The sequence below is a fragment of the Candidatus Steffania adelgidicola genome, from assembly GCF_020541225.1.
Classification (GTDB): domain Bacteria; phylum Pseudomonadota; class Gammaproteobacteria; order Enterobacterales; family Enterobacteriaceae; genus Steffania; species Steffania adelgidicola.
Genome location: NZ_CP045889.1, coordinates 651,394 through 665,445 on the forward strand (window position 1 = coordinate 651,394; position 14,052 = coordinate 665,445).

Genomic DNA, 14,052 nt, shown 5'->3' on the forward strand with positions numbered 1-14,052 from the left:
CAAGATCTCTCATTGGTAATGGTATACTGATATTTCCCGCTGGCTTTTATCCTAAGTATAAGCTGATTTACCTGGATTCTAAAGCGTGAGCAAGCCTATTGGGTAGATCTTCCCGAGGGCTAAGTGGTGATAAAAGCTGAAACCAGTACTCTTTATTCACCAATATGGTAAAGAAGCTCTAAGCTAGACCCGATGTGAGGAATCTGTGAACTACTTGGTGTGGAAGTATAAGTAATTTATAAAGTGACTTGATACTTTACTCATATAATATTCACAGATAATTTTGTGAATTCTCCGTTATTAATTTTTCTTCCTTCAACCAGATTATATAATGGTATACTTTTGTGGGTATCACCTCCGTCTAGCTGAATAATCAGTACTTTTCTATCTCAATTTTTTATTTATTTTTGATTCTATTGATGCTTGATTCCGCGTCCATCTTCTTGCAGCTCTGCATCAGATTCATCCATTGATTTCATATGTGATATATATCATATAAGTTGTTTTTCAGAAGCCATGAAAAACGCATGATTATGATCAGCATTTCCATAGTTACAAGAGGTCTATGCTTTAATAAAAATTATATGTTGCATATACTATATCAGTAATATGCATACACTATGTATCGGCTATGCACTAAGTTAATGAAAAGATTTAAACAATAAACAGCAAAACAAGAGTTCTTCAATATAATATGGATCTTCTGTGCTATGTGCGCAGAGTGAAGAGGGTGATTAGAATCAAGGCGCTCAGAAATCTAAGAATTTGAAAAAAGATTAGCTATTTATAGCGGTGAGGTAGTTCGACGGAAAACTTCTGTCGTTAGTATTTCAGAAATTCAATTTTAATATTTGAGGCGAATCTCCTTAAAATATCAAACGGCACTATATAATAGCGCCGTTTGGTATCAATGAGTACTCGAACGTTAACATATGCCCACTCAAGATAGAGTAATAGAATCAGGACTTGCTAGCTTTTCCGGAAGCAAAAGGGGTTTTTAAAGAAAGGGGAGGGGATTTAGAAGAACACTGCCCCATTGAAGATTCTGGTATAATAGTGCATAATTAATGTTATATAAAAGAGAAGGAGTGCGCTTTATTAGATATTTTAAAATAGTACTCAGATAAAACTTATGCGAAGACTTCTTGATATTATCTTGTTAGATTGACACATCATGGATGTTAATGCTGTTGCACGACGTGCATTCCTTACTCTGAAATTCATATATTCATATATTCATATATATTAGATGAATGTTTGGATAGCGGAGTTCCGTAAGTTTTATATCGCTTATAAAGCCGTCTTAATGGTTCTGGTGGTTTTTATTGGCATGTGTTACGAAAGCTCATCAATCTCTGCTGGAGGAACTGAAATACTTATGTGGTTTGTATGGATAACGGGGTAGATCCCATATCAAAGAATGAGTTCATTGATATGGGATCTCTCATGCTTCTGTGGGGTGCACAACGGCTTTCTGATAGAATTGTTTACGTTTATTCTACTCACGCGTGAAGTATAGCGGATAAGCGTCTTTGCATATAGATAAATCTAGAGATACCTTTCTGGTAGATTACACATATTTTTATACTTGCTAACATAAAAAGATATAGATGCTTTCATGAGTTTCGCTTCGTCGGTGACGATTCCAGCAGCTTGGCTTTTGAAATCTATGATTTCACGTGCAGAATCCCCAGATATTCCTTCATTTTTATATAAAGATATCAAAAAATGAAATTAACTCGATCACTGATACGAGAAGCATTTCTAAACATCCGCTCTATTTGCATATATAGTAATACAACATCAGAGAATCTTAGGAAAAAAACGGTGAATTTAGAATATTGCCTAATGGTAACCGGCCCTCCCTATGGTAGTCAATCTTCCAGTAGTGCACTGCAATTTTCTCAGGTTTTACTAGCGTGCGGTCATCGTCTCAGCACGGTATTTTTTTATCAAGAAGGGGTTGCTAATGCGAATCGCCTGATCGCGCCTGCTAGCGATGAGGTGGATCTAGTGCGAGCCTGGTACCACTTAGCGAAGCTATATCACATTGGACTGCATGTTTGTATCGCCGCCGCTCTTCGCCGTGGTGTTACGGATGCCATACAGGCCTCTCTGATTAAACATACTGGCGAAAATCTTCAGACAGGTTTTGAGTTCAGCGGCCTTGGCTGGCTAGCTCAGGCAGCGCTGAGATGCGATCGCTTTATTCAGTTTTAAGGATGAGATGAATCGTATTGCTTTTGTTTTCACTCACGGACCACACGGCATTGCAGCTGGACGGGAAGGACTCGATGCGCTTTTAGCTACCTCATCACTGACAGAGAAGAATGTGGGTGTATTTTTTATTAGTGACGGTATACTTCTGCTACTATCACATCAACAGCCAGCGAAAATTCTGGCACGCGATTTCGTTGCCACTTTTTCTCTTCTGTTGCTCTATGATATCGACAGGATTTATCTTTGCGCTGATTCCGCCGCAGAGCGTGGCCTCGATGCTAGTGCTGACTGGATTCTAACCCCCGAATGGTTGTTAGCCTTAGACTGGAGAGAACGTTTAGAAGATTATAATATCGTTTTGACATTTTAACGCTGGAGATTTGTATGCTCTATATTTTAAATCATTCTCCCTATGCATGCGATCTATCAGCAATGCTACGTACCGTACGGTACGGGGATGATCTTCTGCTTCTGTCTGATGGTGTTATCGTTGGTCTGACGGGCTTACCTGTCTTGCGTGTGTTGATTCGCTCTCCATTGACAGTGCACGCATTAGAAAATGATATTGCTGCTCGTGGATTATCTGCACATTTTTCGCCTAAGATTGCAATAATCAATTATACTGACTTCGTCCGGCTTACTGAAAAACAAACACAGCAAATAGCGTGGTAAGGATAGGACGGGGAATATATCTTACTTGACACCTTTACCGGTCAGCCATAAAATTCTGCGTCCTCGTACTGTGCCTCGCGGGATTATAAAACAACTTATTAAGTGTTTACGAAACCAAACCCAGGAGTTTTATTAAATGGCAACAATTAATCAGCTGGTACGTAAACCGCGCTCCATGAAGATTGTAAAAAGCAGTGTTCCAGCGCTGGATGCTTGCCCACAAAAACGTGGGGTATGTACCCGTGTATATACCACCACCCCAAAGAAACCGAATTCTGCGCTGCGTAAAGTATGTCGTGTTCGTTTAACTAATGGATTTGAAGTTACTTCCTATATCGGTGGTGAAGGTCACAATTTGCAGGAGCACTCTGTGATCTTGATCCGCGGCGGTCGTGTAAAAGACTTACCTGGCGTGCGTTATCACACGGTTCGTGGTGCACTTGACTGCTCAGGTGTGAAAGATCGAAAACGGGGTCGCTCCAAGTACGGTGTGAAGAAGCCAAAATCTTAATTATTTTCCGTTAAGTAAGGCCATTTTTTATTGACTTTCTCAAAGAAACTCATCAAGTTTTAGAGATTCCTGAATTTATAACGGAGTATTTCCATGCCACGTCGTCGCGTTATTGGTCAACGCAAAATCTTACCGGATCCGAAGTTTGAATCAGAACTTTTAGCGAAATTTATCAATATATTAATGGTAGACGGTAAGAAATCTATTGCAGAAGCAATTGTTTATACTGCCCTGGAGACCTTATCTCAGAATTCGGGTAAAAATCATCTAGACGCTTTTGACGCAGCTCTGGACAATGTACGTCCCACTGTTGAAGTTAAATCACGGCGTGTTGGTGGGTCTACTTATCAGGTCCCAGTAGAAGTTCGTCCGGTTCGCCGTAATGCATTAGGAATGCGTTGGATCGTTGAAGCTGCTCGTAAACGCGGCGATAAATCCATGGCGCTACGCTTAGCGAACGAACTTTCTGATGCGGCAGAAAACAAAGGTACTGCTGTGAAAAAGCGTGAAGACGTGCATCGTATGGCAGATGCCAACAAAGCATTCGCCCACTACCGTTGGTAAATTGTATAAAAGTAGTTAGATGCCAACTCGGCGGACGCTCTTCACCTTGTCCTACCCCAGTAATCAAGGACTCAAATGGCTCGTATAACACCTATTGCACGCTACCGTAATATTGGTATTAGTGCGCATATCGACGCTGGTAAAACCACTACGACTGAACGTATTTTATTTTATACAGGTGTCAACCACAAGATCGGTGAAGTTCATAATGGCGCTGCAACTATGGACTGGATGGCGCAGGAACAAGAACGTGGTATTACAATTACTTCAGCCGCGACAACCTGTTTCTGGGACGGGATGGCTAAACAGTTTCAATCTCACCGAATTAATATCATTGACACCCCAGGACATGTTGACTTCACTATCGAAGTAGAGCGTTCTATGCGAGTACTCGATGGGGCCGTCATGGTATACTGTGCAGTAGGTGGTGTTCAGCCACAGTCTGAAACCGTTTGGCGCCAGGCAAATAAATATAAAGTACCGCGCATCGCATTCGTGAATAAAATGGATCGTATGGGTGCGAACTATTTGCGTGTGGTTAAACAGTTAGAAACCCGTTTGGGTGCGAAAGCGGTTCCAATTCAGCTTCCTATCGGCGCTGAAGAGAAATTTACCGGTATTGTTGATCTGGTAAAAATGAAAGCTATAAATTGGAGCGAAGTAGATCAAGGCGTGACCTTTACGTATGAAAAGATCCCTGCCGATTTGACAAAACAGGCTGACAAATGGCTCCAGCACTTAATTGAATCCGCAGCCGAAGCGTCTGAAGAACTAATGGATAAATATCTAGACGGCGAACATCTGACAGAAGAAGAGATTAAGCACGGTCTTCGTCAGCGTGTCTTAAACAATGAAATTATCTTGATCACCTGTGGTTCAGCATTTAAGAACAAGGGGGTTCAGGCAATGCTAGATGCTGTCATCGAGTACCTGCCTGCGCCGACAGATATTGCCTCCATCAATGGAGTGATCGACGACGCTCAGGAAACTCGCGCCGAGCGGCGGTCTAGCGATGATGAGCCATTTTCAGCGCTAGCGTTTAAAATTGCTACTGATCCGTTTGTCGGTAACCTAACTTTTTTTCGTGTGTATTCCGGTATTGTAAAATGCGGCGACGCCGTGCTGAACTCAGTAAAAAATAGGCGAGAACGTTTTGGCCGTATCGTGCAAATGCACGCTAATAAACGTGAAGAAATCAAAGAAGTGCGTGCCGGTGATATTGCTGCTGCCATCGGACTTAAAGACGTGACTACCGGAGATACTCTCTGCGATCTGTCTTCTCCTATCGTCCTTGAGCGTATGGAATTCCCAGAACCAGTGATCTCGGTTTCCGTAGAGCCGAAAACTAAGGTCGACCAAGAAAAAATGGGTTTAGCTTTGGGTCGACTGGCTCAGGAAGATCCCTCTTTTCGAGTGTGGACTGATGAAGAGTCTGGTCAGACTATCATTGCTGGTATGGGTGAATTACACCTTGAAATTCTTGTTGACCGTATGCGGCGTGAATTTAATGTGGAAGGCAACGTCGGGAAACCCCAGGTTGCCTACCGAGAAACGATCCGCTCTATTGTTGAACAAGAAGGTAAATTCATTCGTCAGTCTGGTGGTCGAGGTCAGTTTGGTCATGTATGGTTGCGTCTTGAACCGTTGGAATCTAGTGGAAAAGGTTACGAGTTTTTGAATGAAATCGTTGGAGGGGCAGTGCCTAAAGAATACATCCCTGCGATAGACAAAGGGATTCAGGAGCAGATAAAAAACGGAATTCTAGCAGGCTACCCTATTGTAGACGTCCGAGTCGCCGTCTTTGATGGCTCGTATCATGAAGTCGACTCGTCAGAAATAGCGTTTAAAATCGCCGCTTCTATAGCGTTTAAAGAAGGTTTTATGAAAGCCATACCGGTTCTCCTAGAGCCCATTATGCAGGTTGAAGTTGAAACGCCTGAAGACTATATGGGTGATGTCATTGGTGACTTAAACCGTCGTCGCGGTATGATTGACGGTATGGAAGATACCACAACTGGCAAAACCATTTGCGCCCAGGTCCCCCTATCTGAAATGTTTGGGTATGCTACTGATTTACGTTCACAAACTCAGGGCCGTGCTTCGTACTCCATGGAATTTTTGAAGTACCATGAAGCACCGAACAACGTGGCTCAAGCCATTATCGAAACCCGCAGAGCTAAATAAGCTGAAAGGGTTGTAATTAATATCCCGTGCATTCACTTTTTGGTAAAAGCACAAAAGTAAGGAATATATAGCCGTGTCTAAAGAAAAGTTTCAACGCACTAAACCGCATGTTAACGTCGGCACTATTGGTCATGTTGACCATGGTAAAACTACCCTAACCGCAGCTATTACTACTGTTCTAGCAAAGGCCTACGGTGGAACCGCACGCGCCTTTGATCAAATTGATAATGCACCAGAAGAAAAAGCTCGTGGTATCACAATTAATACATCGCACGTTGAATACGACACCCCAGCCCGCCACTATGCGCATGTAGACTGTCCGGGACATGCTGACTATGTAAAGAACATGATTACCGGCGCTGCCCAAATGGACGGTGCCATTCTGGTGGTTGCAGCTACCGACGGTCCGATGCCACAGACTCGTGAGCACATTTTACTGGGTCGTCAAGTAGGCGTACCTTATATCGTCGTATTCATGAATAAATGCGATATGGTTGATGACGAAGAACTGCTGGAGCTAGTGGAAATGGAAGTGCGTGAGCTACTATCTCAGTATGACTTCCCAGGTGATGATACCCCGGTTATCCGGGGTTCTGCGCTGAAAGCCTTAGAAGGCGATCCAGCTTGGGTCCAGAAAATTATCGAACTGGCAAAAGCACTGGATAACTATATTCCAGAACCCAAACGCGCTATTGATAAACCGTTTCTGTTGCCGATAGAAGACGTATTCTCTATTTCTGGTCGCGGTACCGTAGTCACTGGTCGTGTCGAACGTGGTATCATCAAAGTGGGTGAAGAAGTAGAAATCGTAGGTATTAAAAATACCACGAAAACCACCTGTACCGGTGTTGAAATGTTTCGTAAATTGTTAGATGAAGGTCGAGCTGGTGAAAATGTTGGTGTGCTGCTACGTGGTACAAAACGTGATGATGTCGAGCGAGGTCAAGTACTGGCTAAACCGGGTTCTATTAAACCACACACCCAATTTGAATCGGAAGTCTATATTCTAACCAAAGAAGAAGGTGGTCGACACACTCCATTTTTTAAAGGTTACCGGCCACAGTTTTACTTTCGCACCACTGACGTAACCGGTACTATTGAACTTCCAGAAGGAGTTGAAATGGTGATGCCTGGTGATAACATTAAGATGGTTGTTAATCTTATAGCCCCCATCGCCATGGACGATGGGTTGCGGTTCGCTATCCGTGAAGGTGGACATACTGTTGGTGCAGGTGTTGTTGCAAAAGTTATTGCTTAAGCTAGAAACGTTTCGACCTTTTTGAGGCGGCTCTAGTGTGAAAAGTGTTATCCCATACTTTTACACTAAAGCCGCCTACACTTATCAGATATACCCATGAATTAATAGGAAAAATAGTTTGCTATATACCATTAATTTTATTAATGCGTATCTTTTCTGATTTTAAAAACAACAGCTCCGCAACATTTATAATGTGATCATATGGAAAATCATACCTCTCTAGTTATGGCTAATACTATAGCCGAAATAAAAATAGCATTAACTTGCCATACTCCCCCATAATCATTTTCATTATTTACTCCTCTTTGAGAGGAATCAATATAGGAGTAAGTTACTCAACTTTAATCAAGAGAATTTTGATTATAGCACTACAGAGATCAGCGTAACTTGATGTTAAGTCCTTAAATAGAATTGAATATACATGCCAGTATTCATGCAAAACCCAGAACACGATGTTAGCAACGATGAGCCCCGCCACTACATCGTCAATAATCATACCAACACACACTCCCAGTTATTGCGCGGTAAGCCTATTAAAGTAATCCAGATTCCGAGAAATTTGTCCCAGACAATGCAACCATGATCGTGGATGCCCACATCTCTTGAAGTTCGATGGCAGCAGTATATTCCCAGGCATAAACTGAAGATGAGTATAACTGAATAAAGCGGCCATGGTAGTAATATAAGAAAGCACCAAATCGGAATCGCTATGAGAGCACTCAATGTACCGGGCATCCAGAAAAATGTGCCACTGCCGAAACCCGTAGCTAGAAAATGCCACGGGTTGGAAAGTTTTATTCGTTGCTTAGCAATTAACATGTTGATTATTATTCAATATCGTCCTTTTTTCAAATGATCATATCCGTACCAATCGTACTCTACGATTTTGTGATGACGTATAAATTAAACTCCTGCGCTATTGGGTATGATCTGCTCAATACAGGTAAATGGACATCGGTATGACTTAGTGCGACATTTAGCGAAAGGATATTAATTTCAGACACTGTAAAGCATAGTTCATAATCTTCACCACCACCTAGTGCCCATCGAAGCGCCTAATCTAGTGTAGCATGACGAACTAGTGCTGATGAATAAGAAATATTATCTAAGTTAATACTAGCGCCACACTCGCTACTCAAAAGAATGTGCTGTAAATCTGTTGTCATATCGTCGGAGATATCGATGGCAGCACTGGCTAGATTAAGAATCGCCTGCCCATGTACAATTCGTGGCTTTGGACGTAAATAACGAGTAAGTAGATAATGCCGATCTTGTGCATCTGTTACTTTTAATCGATTTTGTAGTATCGCTTGACCCGCGGCGCTATCTCCTAATGTACCAGTTACATATATCCAGTCACCGATGCGGGCGCCGTTGCGAGTTAGTGCTCTTCTAGCTGGAACTAATCCTTGGATGGTCAGAGTTAAGCTTATTGGACCTCGGGATATGACGCCACCAATGAGCTACATATCATAATAAGCCAACTGCTGAAATAGGTTATCGCTAAAGGCAACGAGCCAGTCTTCATCTACTGAAGGCAAGGTTAAAGCGAGAGATAGCCAAGCCGGAACACCGCCCATGGCAGCAAGGTCACTGAGGTTAACTGCCAGTGACTGATAACTCAAATCGGACGGACTAATATCCGGAAGAAAATGCGTGCCGGCCACTAACGTATCGGTACTAACCGCAATCCATTTTTTTAGTTACCGATAGCAGAGCACAGTCATCGCCGATACCAAGCACTATATCTCCGCGCACGCTCTGCATTCGGTTGACATAGCGCTCAATGCGGTCAAACTCACGACATTCTATACTTTATCCAAATATGTCTTGATACTGACTCGAGAGTAATAGTGTATACGTCCTTCCTGAACTATTTCCTATTGGGACGAATTTGTGGAGCAACTTTATCTAGCACTGCATTAATAAACTTATGGCTTTCTTCTGCGCCAAAAGTTTTAGCGAGCTCGATAGCTTCATTGATCGCAACTTTATAAGGTACATCATGATGTTGACTTAATTCAAATAGTGCAATACGCAATACTGCCCTCTCTACATATCCCAGCTTTTCCAACTGACGAGAGAGATGGGGCACCATAAGTGTATCTAATTCCTTAGCATTCGCTGCCGCACCGATATAGAGATCATGGAAATAAGGAATATCCACATCAGACGTATTCTCTTCTGACAAAAAATAAATTTCAATATCGGCAATTTCATTATCTGATAATTGCCATGAGTAGAGTGCCTGAAGGGCACATTGACGAGCACGGCGACGAGCAGCTGGTTTCACAACATTCCCCTTTACTTTCATAGCATATTTCGCAATGCAATATGGTTTGTTTTTTAAAAAATTTAGATTGAACTATATATTAATCTCTTACAAAGAGTAATGACCTCTTATTACTTAATACTAATGAGACCTATATCTAATTTTGAAGCTAAAGATTTTGGGACAATATTTTTTAGACTGTATATGAAATAGAAATTCTATAAGCGCTTCAGTATCCTCGATCTTTATAGATGCCATAGTATCTTGATATGATATTCTATAATCAGTCTCTGTAGATAACTTGTTGATTGATATTCATTGTAACTAAATATTTATATATCAATAAGATAGCTACTAAATTTCCTTCGGTTTTACCTTTAGCGCCTGGTAAATCAGCAGGTGATGATCCGTTTAAAGTTTATAAGAAATATAGTGTATTGGCAGTGTTTTGCCTTATCTAGAGATATTCTCAATTACATTCGCTAACTGGATGAGTGAATTTTTAATGATGTATTCTGCAGCGTTGCTTTTTTTGTTACGTTATCTTGTGACAATTTCCTATTATATTGCTTAGGAATAACCAATCCTAATAAGACAAGAGGATCCTAAGTTAATAAAGAGTGAAGACAGAAATCGCAGAGTATCGATTTAAAGTGGAGGTGAGTTAATAACTGATCTGAAGTATAACTTAAATATTATAAGTAGATAGTTATCTACCTCTAAGACGATGTGTCATCATATTTTATTCTTATGATGATTTGTTACTAAAATTATCTACTTTCGTGAGTAACTGGCGTGAGTATAATAATCAGGAATCGAAATTACATTACTGTGTAATATTGAAAGTATTAAATAAAGTCGAACAGATATATACTTGAATATCGTTGGTATAGCAAGTAATACTTTTAAATCAACAAATTCTATGCTAGTACTAAATACTAGTTTATAGAGTACTTTTTATTTATTGTGCAATATCAAAATAATTATATCGATCCTGATCGCAAAGCTTTCTACATAGTTAGACTATCATTTGTTGATAACATTTTTGAATTGTAATATATTATTAATAAGGACAAGGTATTAGTAGATAGAAAAATGTGACTTGAATATATTCATATACTATCGTTCAACAGAGTTGTTATATAGTTAGAAAAAAAGAAAATCTCTATATAATTTGTTTATCTGATATGCACTAAATGTATACTTGGAAAGTAAATATACTGGTTAAACCAGTGAGCTTGATTATTTTAAGTTGGTGCTATGCTGAGCACTTAGATATCCACCCGTGTATTTACTAGAGAACCACTAGTTAATTTTCCAATTAAGAAAATTTCTTTCCGACTTGATATAATATTTTCTTATTCTGAGTTAAAGTCTTTTGACTAGAGTATCATCTTGAGGTAATATCGGGGTGAAATAATTTTCACCAAAGAATTTCTTGAAACATATATGGTTTTGTTATATGTATTCCAGAATTGCGCATCGGTAGATATAGGAGAGTATAAAAATGTTCCTATATATAGAGAGAAATTTGTTTCAACTTCACTAAGTTTCATTAGAATGAATATGGGGGTTTTATATAACCTAGCGATTAGATTTTTAGTATTATTTTCTATGCTCTTATCACCCTCGACCGGGGGTTGGTATATGAATACCAACCCCCCCTATAAAAAATAGGGGTAAGCATTTTCATGCGAGCGCTAACCTCTCTCCTCTAAGGGGAGAAAACATTATTGTATTTAATCAAGCTACATACAGGCTTCCTATTTATCCAGAATACAAGTTCTGAACTTAGAAATACTAATTATCTAGTTATGCGAAACCTATCATTAAAATATTCTTCTCTAAACTATATGTTTTAATGCCTACCATTTTATAAAAATGGTAAGGAATACGGTTACATAAAATTATTTAAATCAACGGTGATTTAATCATCTTGAGCACATTGATCATTTCCAGTGCGCTCAGTCCAGCTTCTGCACCCTTGTTTCCGGCTTTAGTTCCAGCACGTTCGATGGCCTGATCAATACTCTCCGTAGTCAGTATGCCGAAGGCAACTGGTAATTCGTAACGAGCTGACACCCTAGATAAGCCAGTGCTACATTCGCCAGCGATAAATTCAAAATGAGCAGTATCGCCACGGATCACCGTGCCTAGTGCTACAATCGCATCATATTTTTGGCTATCAGCTAATGCCCTAGCTGCCAATGGTAATTCGTAGGCGCCTGGCACCCATACTAAAGTAAGATTTTCATCTTTAACCTGGCCAATGCGTTTTAAAACATCGACAGCACCACTTAATAGGCTTTCATTGATGAAATGATTAAAACGAGCAATGACAATAGCGACATGTGAATTGGGGGCTGCAATAACACCTTTAATAACGTTCATGGTGATTCCTTATGAAATACAAAAGCTGATGCTAACATAAGTTCTTATCTATAAGACAAGTTAATTCAGCGCTCTTGCTAGGTTTTAGACGTAGGCGGATATCAGGCCCGATCTGCTTGATATTGATCAGCTGAAACTCTATAGCTTGGTGGAGTTGCTCAAGTCTAGGAATGAAGCAAAGTGGTCGGGCATTATTCCCCAGCAATTTTGGCGCCTGATACAATATCAATTCATCTACCAGCCCAGTACTCAACAATGCACCTGCAAGAGTAGCACCAGCTTCTATCCATAGTGTGTTAATCTGACGACACCCTAGTTTCTTTATTAGTAGCACCAGATCAAGATGCGTGCTATCAGATCCTTTTCTATGTGATAGAAGAAGCTGCTCAACAGATGCAGGCCACGCTAGATTGTCCTGTTTTAATCGAGCTAACCAAGTCTTCCCTTCACCCTGGATAATCCGATGAGCTGGGGTTACTCGATTAGTGCTATCGATTATAACGCGAATGGGTTGACGTAAGCGCTCCTGCGGGTAGAAGGTTTGGATATCCTTAGGTAGCATTGGCCAGGACACTGTTAAATCGGGATTATCGGTTAGGACCGTGGTTGCGGTAGAAAGAATCGCATCGCTTTCAGCGCGCCAACATTGTACATCCTGCCGAGCTTCGGGAGACGTAATCCATTTGCTTTCTCCCGAAGCCATAGCTGTGCGGCCATCAAGAGATGAGGCAAGTTTCAGTCTAATCCAGGGAAATCCGGTGCGCATACGCTTAAGAAACCCAGGGTTTAGGGCTTCTGCCTCTGCTAGCATTAAACCATAACGTACTTCAATGCCCGCTTGCCGAAGTTGGTAGAAGCCGCGTCCCGATACTTTTGGATTAGGATCGGATATTGCAGACACTACCCTAATTATACCAGCGTTTATTAATGCATTTGCACAGGGCGGCGTTCGGCCATGATGGCTACAGGGTTCAAGTGTGATATAAGCGCTAGCACCGCGCGCTGCATCCCCCGCCATACATAGTGCATATATTTCAGCATGTCGCTCATCAGGGTGTTGTTGATGGTAACCCTCACCGATGATTTGTCCCTCACGCACGATAACACAACCAACATTAGGATTTGGCGAAGTACTAAATCGTCCTCGTTGCGCCAGTTCAAAGGCACGTGCTAGAAAAATCTCATCATACTCCATAGCTATAATACCCCAAAAAGTAGTGTATTTATTAAATAATTAGTTTTCATCAGCATTGGGGGAATTCTTCAGGATAGAACCCAATGTTTCGACGAAATGTAATTTCAAATCTTACATCAAAATAAAGATAACCATTTATCCCATTTAGAATAATTTTATTTAATGGTTATACCATACCATTTTGGTACAGATATATCGATAGACCAAGATCGTGCTCTATATCAAGCACTACATATAAAGAAATATGAAATATATGGCTATAAGCCGGTATTCGTTTAGAAGTTCAAAAAGAAGCCTGTATCGGTTTTATCGTCTACTGTGATCTATTTTATAAAGACATTTTATTTCTTAGTAATATTTGTAATAAGATGGTTACTTATAATTCTTTTTAAGAAAAACGTGTTTGAATAGACTCACTCTAATCAAAATCTAATAATGATCTTTAAAATTTGAATTATCTCTTGGGTAACTCTTAATTTTTAGTAATTTATCATCATTTACTAAGTGCATATAGTAAGCATTATTTCTATGTATACAGCTTGGTAATTTACATTATATAATGTAGACTAATAATAGAATTATTATTACAACTATATCTTTTTTATTTTTTCGGCAGTATTTAATTAGATTTATAATATGGCAATTATATAAGTGAATATTTTATTAGAAATCTAAGATTAATCATATTTTATTGCATATTGTATTTCTTCTGGAAATATAATATCATATATCATGATTACCGATGAGAGCTGAAATACAAAATAGCCTGATATCCATGTGTTTTC

The 14,052-nt window shown here is 40.1% G+C and carries 10 protein-coding genes and 2 pseudogenes; 7 read left to right on the forward strand and 5 right to left on the reverse strand.

Translation table 11 applies throughout. The features are described from left to right. The first annotated feature begins 1,827 nt into the window (after positions 1 to 1,827). The 7 genes from tusD to tuf all read left to right on the forward strand — a co-directional run bounded on the left by tusD (position 1,828) and on the right by tuf (position 7,409). A complete protein-coding gene (tusD, locus tag GFK82_RS01810) occupies positions 1,828 to 2,220 on the forward strand; it encodes a sulfurtransferase complex subunit TusD (protein WP_282101009.1) in 393 nt (130 codons plus the stop codon). Between the two features lie 7 nt (positions 2,221 to 2,227). Then, positions 2,228 to 2,590 carry a sulfurtransferase complex subunit TusC gene (tusC, locus tag GFK82_RS01815; RefSeq protein ID WP_226811214.1) on the forward strand — a complete coding sequence of 121 codons (363 nt, stop codon included), beginning with the start codon at positions 2,228 to 2,230 and terminating at the stop codon, positions 2,588 to 2,590. A gap of 14 nt (positions 2,591 to 2,604) precedes the next feature. After that, positions 2,605 to 2,892 carry a sulfurtransferase complex subunit TusB gene (gene tusB / locus GFK82_RS01820; RefSeq protein WP_226811215.1) on the forward strand — a complete coding sequence of 96 codons (288 nt, stop codon included), beginning with the start codon at positions 2,605 to 2,607 and terminating at the stop codon, positions 2,890 to 2,892. Between the two features lie 136 nt (positions 2,893 to 3,028). Beyond that, complete coding sequence (gene rpsL, locus GFK82_RS01825; RefSeq protein WP_226811216.1) at positions 3,029 to 3,403, forward strand: 30S ribosomal protein S12; 375 nt, start codon at positions 3,029 to 3,031, stop codon at positions 3,401 to 3,403. A 93-nt stretch (positions 3,404 to 3,496) separates the two neighbouring features. Next, positions 3,497 to 3,967, forward strand: a complete 471-nt coding sequence (gene rpsG / locus GFK82_RS01830; RefSeq protein ID WP_226811219.1) for a 30S ribosomal protein S7 — start codon at positions 3,497 to 3,499, stop codon at positions 3,965 to 3,967. Positions 3,968 to 4,042: 75 nt separating this feature from the next. After that, on the forward strand, positions 4,043 to 6,151 hold the full coding sequence (gene fusA / locus GFK82_RS01835; RefSeq protein ID WP_226811220.1) for an elongation factor G: 2,109 nt from the start codon (positions 4,043 to 4,045) through the stop codon (positions 6,149 to 6,151). A gap of 73 nt (positions 6,152 to 6,224) precedes the next feature. Further along, positions 6,225 to 7,409, forward strand: coding sequence for an elongation factor Tu (gene tuf, locus GFK82_RS01840; protein WP_226811221.1), 1,185 nt, complete (start codon positions 6,225 to 6,227; stop codon positions 7,407 to 7,409). A gap of 331 nt (positions 7,410 to 7,740) precedes the next feature. On the opposite strand, the pseudogene GFK82_RS01845 reads toward tuf, so the two are convergent. From GFK82_RS01845 to ribD, 5 genes and pseudogenes are all read right to left on the reverse strand, one after another. Beyond that, a pseudogene (locus GFK82_RS01845) lies at positions 7,741 to 8,228 on the reverse strand (phosphatidylglycerophosphatase A). 84 nt (positions 8,229 to 8,312) lie between these two features. Then, positions 8,313 to 9,221 (reverse strand): annotated as a pseudogene (gene thiL, locus GFK82_RS01850) (thiamine-phosphate kinase). A 61-nt stretch (positions 9,222 to 9,282) separates the two neighbouring features. Then, the gene (nusB, locus tag GFK82_RS01855) at positions 9,283 to 9,702 is read right to left on the reverse strand and encodes a transcription antitermination factor NusB (protein ID WP_226811266.1); all 420 of its coding nucleotides are present in this window, start codon (positions 9,700 to 9,702) and stop codon (positions 9,283 to 9,285) included. A gap of 1,890 nt (positions 9,703 to 11,592) precedes the next feature. Then, the gene (gene ribH / locus GFK82_RS01860) at positions 11,593 to 12,072 is read right to left on the reverse strand and encodes a 6,7-dimethyl-8-ribityllumazine synthase (RefSeq protein ID WP_226811223.1); all 480 of its coding nucleotides are present in this window, start codon (positions 12,070 to 12,072) and stop codon (positions 11,593 to 11,595) included. A 31-nt stretch (positions 12,073 to 12,103) separates the two neighbouring features. Then, a complete protein-coding gene (gene ribD / locus GFK82_RS01865) occupies positions 12,104 to 13,267 on the reverse strand; it encodes a bifunctional diaminohydroxyphosphoribosylaminopyrimidine deaminase/5-amino-6-(5-phosphoribosylamino)uracil reductase RibD (RefSeq protein ID WP_226811224.1) in 1,164 nt (387 codons plus the stop codon). Positions 13,268 to 14,052: the final 785 nt, after the last annotated feature.

Bases quoted from the DNA above. Each gene is read 5' to 3' on its own strand.
- tusC (WP_226811214.1), top strand. From the start codon at position 2,228: ATGAATCGTATTGCTTTTGTTTTCACTCACGGACCACACGGCATTGCA.
- tusB (WP_226811215.1), top strand. From the start codon at position 2,605: ATGCTCTATATTTTAAATCATTCTCCCTATGCATGCGATCTATCAGCA.
- rpsL (WP_226811216.1), top strand. From the start codon at position 3,029: ATGGCAACAATTAATCAGCTGGTACGTAAACCGCGCTCCATGAAGATT.
- rpsG (WP_226811219.1), top strand. From the start codon at position 3,497: ATGCCACGTCGTCGCGTTATTGGTCAACGCAAAATCTTACCGGATCCG.
- fusA (WP_226811220.1), top strand. From the start codon at position 4,043: ATGGCTCGTATAACACCTATTGCACGCTACCGTAATATTGGTATTAGT.
- ribH (WP_226811223.1), bottom strand. From the start codon at position 12,072: ATGAACGTTATTAAAGGTGTTATTGCAGCCCCCAATTCACATGTCGCT.
- ribD (WP_226811224.1), bottom strand. From the start codon at position 13,267: ATGGAGTATGATGAGATTTTTCTAGCACGTGCCTTTGAACTGGCGCAA.